At 32.5% G+C, this 12,209-nt stretch carries 10 protein-coding genes; 3 read left to right on the plus strand and 7 right to left on the minus strand.

What is annotated here, in order from left to right:
* Positions 1 to 4 precede the first annotated feature (4 nt).
* A complete protein-coding gene (locus tag AC1EUU_RS06095; RefSeq protein ID WP_480200495.1) occupies positions 5 to 682 on the minus strand; it encodes an SDR family NAD(P)-dependent oxidoreductase in 678 nt (225 codons plus the stop codon).
* 78 nt (positions 683 to 760) lie between these two features.
* Between AC1EUU_RS06095 and AC1EUU_RS06100 the strand changes: the two genes are divergently transcribed.
* From AC1EUU_RS06100 to AC1EUU_RS06110, 3 genes are all read left to right on the plus strand, one after another.
* Positions 761 to 2,038 (plus strand): metal-dependent hydrolase family protein, encoded by a 1,278-nt coding sequence (locus AC1EUU_RS06100; protein ID WP_480200496.1) that lies wholly within the window; start codon positions 761 to 763, stop codon positions 2,036 to 2,038.
* A 590-nt stretch (positions 2,039 to 2,628) separates the two neighbouring features.
* Entirely contained in the window at positions 2,629 to 3,420 is a 792-nt protein-coding gene (locus tag AC1EUU_RS06105; RefSeq protein WP_480200497.1) for a polysaccharide biosynthesis/export family protein, read from the plus strand.
* Positions 3,421 to 3,443: 23 nt separating this feature from the next.
* The gene (locus tag AC1EUU_RS06110; RefSeq protein WP_480200498.1) at positions 3,444 to 5,834 is read left to right on the plus strand and encodes a GumC family protein; all 2,391 of its coding nucleotides are present in this window, start codon (positions 3,444 to 3,446) and stop codon (positions 5,832 to 5,834) included.
* Positions 5,835 to 5,852: 18 nt separating this feature from the next.
* On the opposite strand, the gene AC1EUU_RS06115 is transcribed toward AC1EUU_RS06110, so the two are convergent.
* The 6 genes from AC1EUU_RS06115 to AC1EUU_RS06140 all read right to left on the minus strand — a co-directional run bounded on the left by AC1EUU_RS06115 (position 5,853) and on the right by AC1EUU_RS06140 (position 12,208).
* Positions 5,853 to 6,455: a GNAT family N-acetyltransferase gene (locus tag AC1EUU_RS06115; protein ID WP_480200499.1), complete on the minus strand. Its 603-nt coding sequence runs from the start codon at positions 6,453 to 6,455 to the stop codon at positions 5,853 to 5,855.
* Between the two features lie 244 nt (positions 6,456 to 6,699).
* Positions 6,700 to 8,109 (minus strand): sugar transferase, encoded by a 1,410-nt coding sequence (locus tag AC1EUU_RS06120; protein ID WP_480200500.1) that lies wholly within the window; start codon positions 8,107 to 8,109, stop codon positions 6,700 to 6,702.
* 287 nt (positions 8,110 to 8,396) lie between these two features.
* Complete coding sequence (locus AC1EUU_RS06125) at positions 8,397 to 9,155, minus strand: polysaccharide deacetylase family protein (RefSeq protein ID WP_480200501.1); 759 nt, start codon at positions 9,153 to 9,155, stop codon at positions 8,397 to 8,399.
* Entirely contained in the window at positions 9,155 to 10,228 is a 1,074-nt protein-coding gene (locus AC1EUU_RS06130) for a DUF354 domain-containing protein (RefSeq protein ID WP_480200502.1), read from the minus strand. Before AC1EUU_RS06130 ends, AC1EUU_RS06125 begins: the two co-directional genes overlap by 1 nt.
* 14 nt (positions 10,229 to 10,242) lie before the next feature.
* Positions 10,243 to 11,052: a phosphatidylserine decarboxylase gene (locus AC1EUU_RS06135; protein ID WP_480200503.1), complete on the minus strand. Its 810-nt coding sequence runs from the start codon at positions 11,050 to 11,052 to the stop codon at positions 10,243 to 10,245.
* Positions 11,053 to 11,056: 4 nt separating this feature from the next.
* Entirely contained in the window at positions 11,057 to 12,208 is a 1,152-nt protein-coding gene (locus AC1EUU_RS06140; protein WP_480200504.1) for a carboxylate--amine ligase, read from the minus strand.
* Position 12,209: the final 1 nt, after the last annotated feature.

Consider the following 12,209-nt stretch of genomic DNA (forward strand, 5'->3'; position numbering starts at 1 on the left):
CCAATTATGGAGTACTCGCTGATACCTGTAATACTTTTCCATTATAGAATTGATGTCCCGTTAAGGCAAAATCGGAAATATAAGTAGCCATTTTTTTTGCGGTAGTTGGCGCTTTATATCCTGGAAAAGCTTCTTCTAACATTTCAGTTTGTACAGCACCTAGTGCTAGCACATTAAATGCAATTCCTTGTTCTTTATATTCTTCTGCCAGTAATTCTGACAATGTGATTACAGCTCCTTTGGAGGAACTGTAAGCCGCTAATCCTGGAAATTTCAAGCTTCCTTGTATACCCCCCATACTACTAATGGTAACTACATGGCTATCCTTTTTTAAGTATGGTAATACCATACGTGTTAATTCTGCAACTGCAAAAACGTTCACTTTGTATACCTCTAAAAAGTCTTGCGCAGTTGTTTCAGAAAACGATTTATTTACCAAACTACCTGCATTGTGAATAATGGCATCTACCTGTTTCCAATTGTCAATTATAAACTCATTTACTTTGGCAATTTCAGTCGTGTTTCCAAGATCAACACTTATATTTTTACAGGGCAGTTCTTTTAACGGGTCTATATTGCGAGAAAGTGCCAAAACATGATGACCTTTTTCTGTTAATTGCTTAACCAATTCAAAACCTATTCCTCTACTGGCTCCAGTAACAATAATATTTTTTGACTGCATTTCTATGAAATAAGATATGATGAGAAATCTACCACTTTTTTTTGATACATTTATAACTTCTAAAAAATAATTTATACCATGAAACAATTGTTCTTATTTATTTGCTTTATTCTAAGTTTAACGGTGTCAGCTCAGGATACTTATTTGCACTGTGGAAAATTAGTTGATACCAATACTGGAAAAATTAAAAATGAAATGACCGTGGTTGTTTCGGGTAATAAAATCAAAGATGTAAAAAAAGGGTATTTGCAGCCTGCTTCAAGCGCTGATAAGGTAATTGATTTAAAAGGTAAAACTGTAATGCCGGGGTTAATCGATATGCATGTACATATTGAAGGACAATTAAATCCAAAGTCTTACATAGAAGATTATGTATTAAATGATGCCGATGTAGCGTATGATGCTCAAAAATATGCAAAAATTACCCTAATGGCTGGCTTTACTACTGTGCGAGATCTTGGTGGCAGCGGCGTTAATGTTTCTTTGCGAAATGCCATAAATGCCGGAAAGGTAGACGGTCCGAGAATTATTACTGCAGAGAAGGCAATTGGGACAACAGGTGGTCATGCCGACCCAACAAATGGAAGACGGAAAGAACTAATGGGTGATCCAGGGCCTAAAGAGGGCGTTGTGAATAGTGTTGACGATGCTAAAAAAGCTGTTCGCCAGCGCTATAAAAATGGCGCTGATATGATTAAGATTACTGCTACCGGCGGCGTATTAAGTGTTGCTAAGAGTGGCCAAAATCCGCAATTTACAACTGAAGAGGTTAAGGCTATTACCCAAACAGCTAAAGACTATGGCATGCATGTAGCAGCACATGCGCATGGTGATGAAGGAATGCAACGCGCAATTATTGGAGGTGTAAAAACTATAGAACATGGTACATTGATGAGTGAGGAAACCATGGAATTAATGAAAAAACACGATGCATACTATGTTCCAACAATTACCGCAGGAAAATCGGTTGAAGCGAAAGCTAAAATTAAAGGATATTTTCCGGCAATTATTGTTCCTAAAGCATTAGCAATAGGGCCTAAAATTCAAGATACTTTTAGTAAGGCTTATAAAAAAGGTGTAGGTATTGCTTTCGGTACCGATGCAGGGGTTTTTGATCATGGCGAAAATGGTAAGGAGTTTGGTTATATGGTAGAGGCGGGAATGCCAGCTATGGAAACCATTCAATCTGCTACAATAACTAACGCCAAGGTGTTAGAAATGACAAATCAAATTGGTTCTATTGAAAAAGGAAAATTGGCAGATATAATAGCTGTTGATGAAGATCCGACTAAGAATATCAATACCATGGAAAAGGTAAGTTTTGTAATGAAGAATGGTAAGGTTTATAAGAAATAGTAAATCGTTTATTGAATAATCTTAGGGATAATTGCTATATTGATGATCCTTATTTAGAGTATATCGAGTAAGTAATTTGAAAGATAAACGTGTTTTAGAACTTATCGATACGCTAAAGAATACGTTGATTCGTTAATTCACAATAGATTTAAAATAGGGCCGCACTTTAGCTGCTTAAGTTTGATCCGTTAAAAATTCATCGAATAAATTAAGAAGACCAATAGTAACGGGTGAAGCACTAAGCGGATAAAAACTACGTACCATTTGATAAAATCCATCATTGAAAAATTGGTGATACTCGAAATATTACTAATATACTTATTAGGTATTTAGATAGATGACTTCGTTAATAACCTAAATCTTATTTAATTACTATATATTTTTAAATTAACTAAGAATTTTGACTATGAGTCATAGAAAATTGAAGCGAAGCTCATTAAAAGGAAAGAATTTGCCTTCCAAAAAACTCCTTAAAGACTCAGTTATTTTAAGAAAAATATGATATTGCATTGGGAAATAAACTCAATTATTTATATTAGTGCAATATAAAAATCCCTTGTATTACAAATACGTCACTTAATTAAAAAAACATGAAAAAGATTTTGCTAAAAATTATTAATAAAGCACCCCTTTTAATTTTGTTATTCATTTTTTATTCTTGTGCAAGTAAAGGTGAAGTTGTCTACTTTCAAGATGTTGATGTGACTACTTCGAGTAAGTCAATAAATAGCTATAATGCAGTAATAAAGTCAGATGATATGCTGTCAATAGTAGTTTCATCTCTAGATCAAGACTTGGCTAGGCCATTTAACTTAACATCAGTAACTTATACGGAAAAAGACGGAACGGGGAAACTACAACATCAAAATTATTTAGTTGATCCTAATGGTAATATTGAGTTTCCGGTATTAGGCACTTTAAAATTGGGAGGTTTAACAAGAGCTCAAGCAACGAATCTTATTAAAGATCTTTTAAAAGAATATTTTACACAACCACCCATTGTAAACTTAAGGATTGAGAATTTTAAAGTAACCGTATTAGGAGAAGTTAGTAGGCCTGGAACCTATAACATATCTAACGAACGAATTACTATAATTGAAGCTTTAGGGTTGGCAGGCGACTTAACCATTCACGGTAAAAGAGATAATATACTGGTTATTAGAGAAATTGACGGTAAAACCACATATAATCGTGTTAGCTTAACCTCTGAAACCATTTTTAACTCACCTGTGTACTATTTAGTACAAAACGATGTTATATATGTAGAACCAAATAACACCAAAGTAAATACTTCTACAGTTAGTCCAAAAACGTCTGAAAACCTAAGAATAATAGGCACCCTGGTAACTGTTGCAGCATTAATAGTAAGTATAACAAAGTAACGTATTTAATTTTAGTTTGATTAATGATAGAAGAAAATAGCTTTGATAGAACGGAATTAAGTAATCTTAATTTCAAGAATCATTTAGATAATTATCTTAAGTACTGGAAATGGTTCTTACTCTGTATTTTAATTGGATTGCTGTTAGCCTATTTTAAGCTAAATTTTACAAGAGCCCAATATCAAGCTTCAGCTACAATTCTTATTAAAAATGATAATAGAAGTGAAGATTCTAAATTATCTGTTTTTCAAGATTTAGGTGTTTTAGGTAAAAATGCAGATGGTATTGAAGATCAAATTGAGATTTTAAAATCAAAAGACCTGATAGCTGATGTGGTTAAGGCCTTAAATCTTAACATTAGGTTTTTTATGCAGAAAAATACCATCAGTTCATTCATGGATAATAACCTATCTACTGAAACGAATTTTTTTGAAGTAGAAAGATATAAGAATCCGCCTCTCAAAATAAACTTCTTTTCATCTGATTCAATTATTGATAGGTCTAATTCACAGTTTTTAATAACGATTATATCTCCTACTCAATTTTCTTATAAGGGTAAGGATAAGAGCTTTAAAAGTACTTTCGGACAAAAGGTGAATACAGAGAATCTTGGCGATTTTATTATTACCCCTAGCTCAAAAATTAGTAAATCTATGATCGGCCAAGATGTATTGGTTAGAGTGAGTCCAGTTAGAGGTTTGGCAAATCTTTATTCAAGCAGTATTGCTGTTGAGCCTAGAAACGATTTTTCTAATATTATAGATTTATCATTTAGAAGTAATGTACGTAGTAAGGCTATTGATTTTTTAAACGAACTTATAAAAAAATATAATGAGCGATCTGTTATTCAAAAAGAACAATTAACAAAAAGTTCTTCAGATTTCGTTAATAGCAGACTTAAAATTATAGAAGAAGAGCTCTCTGATATAGATCAAACTGCTGAACAGTTTAAAACTAGATACCGCATATCTGATGTTGTTTCTGAAGCCGGATACAACCTTCAAAGTGATCAAGAAATAGAAAAGCAAATTGTAAATACCAGTACGCAGTTGGAGAAAATTGGGTTTATGAAAGATCTCGTTGGGCAAAAAAGGACCAATGAGTTAATTCCAGATGTTGACGTTGGTGATGCTAGCACTATTTCTTTTCAAAAACAATACAATGAGTTGATGATTGAAAAACAGAGGTTATTAAAAACTTCAACAGAAAAGAATCCTATCGTAGTTAATATTTCTGAACAGTTAGAAAGCTTAAAAAGCAACTTTGTTCAAAGCCTTGATAATTTAGAATCTACGCAAAGGATTTCTCTAGATGCCTTAAATGAACAAGACAGACGCATAAACTCAAAATTATACTCGGCGCCAAAAAAAGAAAGAGGTTATCGTACTATTACAAGACAACAACAAATAAAAGAGCAGTTATTTTTATATCTATTACAGAAAAGAGAAGAAATTGCGGTTACTTTGGGCGTTGCCGAACCAAGTGCTAAAATTATTGATAAAGCTGTGGGAGGTACATCACCGGTTTCTCCTAATAAAAAGGTAATCTATATGGTCGGCGTATTTTTAGGTTTACTTTTACCGTTCGGATTTATATATGTAAGTGATTTTCTCGATACGAAGGTTAAAAATCGCGAAGACATTCAAAGTATTTTAAACATCCCCGTTTTAGGTGATATTCCTAAAGTTGAGTCGAAAAAACGTTTCTTAATTTCAAAAGATGATCATTCTAATGTTGCGGAAGCCTTTAGAATACTAAGAACAAACCTTAATTTTCTGTTAAGTGATAAAAAGGAAAAGGGTAATACCATATACATTACCTCTACTATTGCTCATGAAGGTAAATCATTAGTTTCTTCAAATCTAGCGGCATCGCTTTCTATGGCCGGAAAGAGAACACTACTTTTAGGCATGGATATAAGAGCGCCAAAGATTAAAGAATATCTAGGAATACGAGGAAATGTAGGGGTAACAAATTTTGTCATAAATAAAAATCTTAAACTAGAAGATATTACGATCAATATTCCAAAGTTCGAAAATTTAGATTTAATTTCTTCCGGTGATATTCCTCCAAACCCGTCCGAATTACTTCTTAATGAACGAATCAGGTTGTTATTTACAGAGCTGCAGAAAAAATACGAGTATATTATCGTAGATACGGCCGCATCAAGTATCATAACTGATACTATGGTCATTAAAGATTATGCTGATGCATTTGTTTATGTGATTAGAGCGAATTATCTTGATAAAAGACAGTTAGGGCATGTGAAGCTAGTATACGACACAAAGAGGTACAAGAACTTGGCACTTCTTGTAAATGGAGTTGATCAAAAGAAAGGTGGTTATGGATACGGATATGGTTATGGGAACCAGTTTGAAAAATCTAAAAAGAAATGGTGGCAGGTCTTTGGTTAACCTTTAAAACTATCCATATTAGAAAAATGCCTTACTTAACCTCTTAATGCTCTTAAATACTTTAGGCTTTATTTGTGCAATTGTGTTGTTATTTTTTTCTCTTGCCGGATCATACATTAAAGCTGTACACAAGCACATTTTTCGCTTAGTGCGTTGCAGTACATCAAAATTTTTACATGTTTTACAACCGTCCCAAAACTTTTGATCTTTGGTTACTTCTGAAAAAGTAACCGGTTTATACCCCAAATCACTATTCATTTTCATCACAGCTAATCCTGTTGTTATACTAAAAACCTTCGCGTTTGGGTATTTAGTTCTCGACAATTCAAAAATTTTATGTTTTATTTTTTTGGCTAATCCTATACCTCTATAATCAGGATGTACAATTAATCCTGAATTAGCAACATATTTACCATTGCCCCAACTCTCTATAAAGCCAAACCCTGCGAACCTTTCTCCATCTAGAGCAATAATAGTATTACCTTTTATCATTTTATCAATGATATATTTAGGGGTTCGTTTGGCTATACCTGTACCTCTTAATCTTGAAGCTTCTCCTATGGTTTGGCAAATCGTTCTAGCGTATATACTATGTGATTTGTTAGCAATAAAAACTCGCATAATTTCGTTGATTTATAGTTTACATGAACCAAACAATTAATTCTCTGACCTTTAAAAAAATTATATAACTAGTAAAAACTACCTATAAACTGAACTTTAGTTAAAATTTGAGTTATTCTTTTTGAAAGGTGAGATTATTGGGATTTTAATAATTCTCTTTGTCTATACTTCTGGTATAGTGTGTCATAGCCCGCTTAAAAGGAAATGAAAGGAGATTTTTATTAAATCTCCTTTCATTTTATTATTAAGCACTTCTTTTTCTTTTGAAAAGTATATTATAAACAGCACTAAAAAAGTATCGCGTGTCTGTATAATATGGTTTCTCTATCTTCTCTTCGAGATATTCTTTTTCAGCTTGTAATACACTCTCAACCGAGCTAACTCTGTTTAGAGCTACATATGGTGGTATGCATCCAGGCTTTTGAGTTAACCTTAACTGTTGCATATCTAAAGGTATATCTTGAAAATATCTTTGAGAAACTGGTCTAACACCAACTAATTTAAGATCTCCTTTAAGAACATTTATTAATTGAGGTAATTCATCCAACCAATATCTTCTTAAAAATTTGCCCCAAGGCACTAATCTAAAATCATCAGCTGGCTTACCAGTATCAGAATATCCGTTATGCTTTAGAACATAGTCTTGTAGGTATTCAGAATATGGGTGCATTGTTCTGAATTTATATACACCAATAATTTTTCCATTCTTACCTACTCTATTCATTTTAAACAAAGGACCATAACTTGGATTCATATCATAGCAAGGCTCTTTAACCTTTTTAGCTACGAAATAGTGCATGCCGTTTATAACCTTAACATCAACTATTTCAAACCCACAACAAACCAATCTACCTAGAGCCTCTGCCTTAGATAGTAATCTATTTTTCCCTTTGGTAAGAGAAAAATAAAGTTTCTTAAATACCGGTAATTTTGGCATTACTCTTTTAAAAGCAAATTCTGCCCCTAAATAAAAGTATTTAACAATTGGTGTCTTAGCGATTCTATCTTTTTCATATTTAGCTCTGAACGTCTCAAAACAACCCAATAATAAACCATCTTTAGGAAGTTTTTGATTTACTTCTTCCAAATGTTTATTAATTTTTCTAAAGTTGTTCATTCTATTCAGAATAAAAACATTTTCAATAGAGTAAAAATTACTATATGAAGTTAATCTTTCTTTGAAAGGTATTACTAAACTTCTAGAAGAGCCAAGGTCTTTAATGTATTTCTTATAGAAATTATACACTTCACCTCCCGCTTGTTCTAAAATGAGTTTTTTATTAGATAAGGTAATCTTTTCTCTAATTAAAACTTCTTCAGAATAACGATTAAAAGCAGTGAGGAAATCAGCTTTCCATTGAAAGTAATCACTTGCTTTAATTCTTTCTTTTTCACAAATTTCTTCTACCGTAGCATCTTTAATTAAGCTATCAACTACGATCCTAATTCTCTCCAAAGAAGAAAATTCGGATGCATTCTTAATACCTCTGGCTTCTTTTCTAAAAAAGAGCTTTTTAGGCATCACTGATCCATCAAGTAATTGCTTACTTGAAATCTGATCACTACGTTTAATAATGTGATTTTTTTTGAGCAATAAATCCTTCTCAAGGAATTTATCCAGCTCTAGGGTGTCATTTAAAAATTCTTTTATCATAGCAATAGTGTTTAATCCTAAACTCTTATAATAAGAGTTACACTTATTTTATCTATGAAAGAAATTCTCAAATCCAAAGAATTTGGATTACGCAAAACATAACTATACTACATCCTTTTACAAGGACAATAGCTAAGAAATATTTTTTGTAATAAAATTGGCATTTAAGGGGACTTTCTTTTCTATAGCATTGCAAATATATGCATTTTTATTTAAAAAAAACAATATTCAAAAATATATTGAAAAATTAAGGTAAAGAAAATCAAGATATTATCTTATTGTAAAGCTTACGTTCCTTTAACGTAAAGAACCTTCTTTACAACGTTTTTTATATTCTGTACTACATATTCTTTGCTCCATTGGTATAAAGTATCATTCCATCGTTGTGGGTGGAATGTAAACATAATATTATCAGGGAGTTGACCTTTATTACCTGCAGCAACTATTTGATCCGTAGAGTGGAAAGAAATATTAAAACTACTTGCAACTTTATCTCTTACGCTTACCTTATTTCCATCCCATCTTCTACCAGTGTCTGTTAAGTAAAATACCTTATTAAAATCTGTATCAAAATAAGGCTCGGATGTAATATCAAAATCTCGATATTTATAAGTTTTCCACAGATCTCTTGAATCATATTTAGACATTGGGCTACCATGCATACAAATAGTAGAAACCGGAGCAAGCTTTCTTAATTCAATCAAGTTATTCTCAAAGTCTTTAATAGCCTTGTCCATATCACCTTTACAGGTTGTAAGGCACTCGTAATGATAACCTATTTCGTGACCAAGTGCGGCAATTTCTTTGATAATTTTCTCATCCCAGCTTTGAGGAACCGCTCTAAAATAATAAGTTCCTTTTACTCCATGATCACTCTGGATTCTTGCAAATTCCAAAGAGTTTCCGGGCATTAGATCTACATCATGCCTTAATATAACCACTTTATGTTTGGGATTTGAAATAAAATCTCTATAAGTTTGAAAATCATATCCTTTAGAGATTAACATCTGTAGTAATTCTTTATATTTAGAAACCGTGAAATCCATTAGGTTAATTTAAATTTCTTTTGATATTCTTTATCATTTACCAAAATCTCCTTGCTTTTAGGAAAATTTTCTACAAACCAAATTAAAAGCATTGTAATATCAATTTTATTTTCTAAGAATCGTTCTTTATTTTTTGAAAAATCATGATTGTCATCTAGCAATGCTTGAATTTCTTTTGCCTTTTGTAATACTCCTTTGCCTGATCTAAAATTTGAAACTAACCCATAATCTTCTAAATCTTCATTATTACATCCTCTTAACGAATTCACATATATTGCAGGTACTCCGAGTACGCCCGCTTCTGATGCCATGGTAGCTCCTTCGCTTATTACAAGTTCAGCAAAGGCCATTGCATGGTGAATTTTATCTGGAGAAAGTTTAAATAGGTACTTCTGATACTTTTCAGGCAATTCTGCCTCTGAGCTTATAAATAGCCTGTATTTTGATGCTAAATAACTTATAAGCTCATCCTTTTCTTCAGCTGAGAATCCACCTTGACCAACATCATGCGTTGCATTCCAAGAAACAAATCTTAGAATAGCGTACTTTTCGCCCCCTTGAAGCCCTAGGTATTCAAATATATTTTCATCTGGAGAAAAATAGTTAGGTGCGAGGTAGGCAATCTCATGAAAAGAATTGTATCTCAACTGTTTAACACCCAATTCACGCTCTAATTTTTCTGGCGAAAAGATTACTTCGGTAAACGGTAAATAAAAGCGTATTTGCTCCATATTACCTGTATCTTCAAACAAAATATGGGGTTTTCTAAATAAAAATGATACCTGAGCCGCATACATCGAACCTGCGCTAAGAAACACATCTGGTTTAAATTTTAATGCCGTTAAGAACATTTTAAAGTCAAACTTTACGAGCCCCCATAATTTACCAAGTTTGGTTTTATAATGTTTTCCGAACGAGACATACTTAAACTTTGAGGCAGTTAAAAGCTCAATTTCGAATTCTTTTTGTCTACAAGTGAATAGCAACTCATGCCCCTTGTTTATCATTTCTTCGGCAAAAGGCCTAAAAAGATGAACGTGTCCAGGATGGCCAATGTCAATAAGTATCTTCATCTTTAATATCTTGCCTATTTTGGTAGTGTAGCGATTATTGTTGATTTCGCATAGGTTTGTTCTCCTATAGTTACATTCACCTCGCAATCAATAGGAATGATTAAATCTACCTGACTTCCAAAGCGTATCATACCGAACCAATCACCTTTAGCAATTTTTTGATTTTCGCTAACATAGCTGTCTATCCTTCTTACTAATTTGGAAGCGGTTTGTACGATACCAACCATCATTTCATCATTTTTAATTACCAAGGTGTTTCTCTCATTTTGAATGATCGCATTTGGTTCTTTTAATGAAAGAAACTTCCCATCTATATGTTTATTGAGCACAATTTCGCCATCAATTGGTGAGCAATTCTTATGCACATCAAATGGAGTCATATTTATTCCAATAAGCCAGCATGGTGTTTTTAATATATTAGTTTGGGTAATCTCATCCAATCTTGCTTCTAGTCCCCTTTTAATAGAAACTGGAATCTCCCCAGCTTCTACCTTTTTTATATACAATACATTACCGTCTGCCGGAGATACTAACTCATTACTTTTGGCTTTAATTTTTCTATTTGGGGTTCTCCAAAACCTTATCATAGTAAGAGCAAAGGCAAATCCAAGCACCAAAATTGGTATGAGTAAATAAAGTATCCAAGAATATTGATTGTTCAGAAGTTTACCCAACCCAAACAAAACCAAGCATGATAATATAATTACAATTAAATTATCAGAGTATAAGAACTTTAAACTAATTCTTGTTTTCTTGTGTAAATAAATATAAGTTAAGAAGCTTAATGCTACTACAAGCACATAAAGTATCAATGAATTATACATAAATTTATCTTTTAATTATGTTATATGGTAAATATAAAATCTCAAAAAAAGCCGGAATTAAGTCATTCTTATCCCAAACGGCATATTTTGTATTTTCTTTTGTTTTTGAATAGTTAATTCCTTTTATTTTCATTTTTAACATCGTCGGGATATCTGTAATTAAATGCCTAAAAGTAGCATTATTCTGTGTGTTTTTTACAATTGAAGGTAAATCAAAACTACGGTTATATAGGCTCATTAAAATAGGTGAATCACTTTTTTCTGCTATAGAATGCCACTTCCACGTTCTTGGATTCACTTCAAGGAACTTAAAAGAATTATCACGAATATCGAATTTAAACTCAACCTCACAAACTCCAATAAACCCAACTGCTTTTAAAATTCGCTCTGCATAACCAACAATTTCATCGTTATCAATGGTTTCTGCATAGGTTGTAGCATTACCAAAATCAGGTGGGTGTTGTCTTGCTCTTCTGGCACTAAGGGTTACCAAGGGTTTATCTTTATCGAACATATAGCACACCGAGTATTGATGTTCACTGTTTCCCGGTATAATATCTTGAATAATGACCTCTTCTTTAGGGATTATCTCTATTGCTTTAGCATAATTTACCTCTAGCTCTTCCTTATTGGCACAAACAAAAACCTTCTTTTTTGTATTAGAATAGAAGGTATGCATAACAGCGGGTTTGATAATAATCGGATATTTAACCTCCAATTTACTTAATTCCTTTGCAGAATCTGGCATATACGTTTTAGGTATAGGTATACCCAATTCCATAGCAAGCTTGTACGTATTTCTTTTATTAAAAAAATATTCTAGAACATCTCTATCTGCCGAACTAATTTTAAAATATTTTGACAGCTCTTCCTTATAATCACTTAAAATCTCTACATGAGCATCATTGGTTGGCATGATTAACCAATTTATAAACTTCTTTGATTCACCAAGTTTTAAAAGTGTTCTTAATAACTCGCCCTTTTTATACTTTATAAACTTTTTACAATATCTAGAATGTTTTGCAAGGTTTATAAAGCGGTCGTCCATGACTACAATAGGAATCCGGTTTTTACCATATATTCTGGTAATTCCAAGGCCCTGAACATGTCCTCCGATAACAATAACTCCAGTTTTAGTAAATTCTTTTTCAACCATT

The sequence above is a fragment of the Maritimimonas sp. 2205BS37-2 genome (assembly GCF_056591755.1).

What these genes read in the sequence shown, in the direction of transcription:
- AC1EUU_RS06095 (WP_480200495.1), bottom strand. Translation starts at nt 682, where the DNA reads ATGCAGTCAAAAAATATTATTGTTACTGGAGCCAGTAGAGGAATAGGT.
- AC1EUU_RS06100 (WP_480200496.1), top strand. Translation starts at nt 761, where the DNA reads ATGAAACAATTGTTCTTATTTATTTGCTTTATTCTAAGTTTAACGGTG.
- AC1EUU_RS06105 (WP_480200497.1), top strand. Translation starts at nt 2,629, where the DNA reads ATGAAAAAGATTTTGCTAAAAATTATTAATAAAGCACCCCTTTTAATT.
- AC1EUU_RS06110 (WP_480200498.1), top strand. Translation starts at nt 3,444, where the DNA reads ATGATAGAAGAAAATAGCTTTGATAGAACGGAATTAAGTAATCTTAAT.
- AC1EUU_RS06115 (WP_480200499.1), bottom strand. Translation starts at nt 6,455, where the DNA reads ATGCGAGTTTTTATTGCTAACAAATCACATAGTATATACGCTAGAACG.
- AC1EUU_RS06120 (WP_480200500.1), bottom strand. Translation starts at nt 8,109, where the DNA reads ATGATAAAAGAATTTTTAAATGACACCCTAGAGCTGGATAAATTCCTT.
- AC1EUU_RS06125 (WP_480200501.1), bottom strand. Translation starts at nt 9,155, where the DNA reads ATGGATTTCACGGTTTCTAAATATAAAGAATTACTACAGATGTTAATC.
- AC1EUU_RS06130 (WP_480200502.1), bottom strand. Translation starts at nt 10,228, where the DNA reads ATGAAGATACTTATTGACATTGGCCATCCTGGACACGTTCATCTTTTT.
- AC1EUU_RS06135 (WP_480200503.1), bottom strand. Translation starts at nt 11,052, where the DNA reads ATGTATAATTCATTGATACTTTATGTGCTTGTAGTAGCATTAAGCTTC.
- AC1EUU_RS06140 (WP_480200504.1), bottom strand. Translation starts at nt 12,208, where the DNA reads ATGGTTGAAAAAGAATTTACTAAAACTGGAGTTATTGTTATCGGAGGA.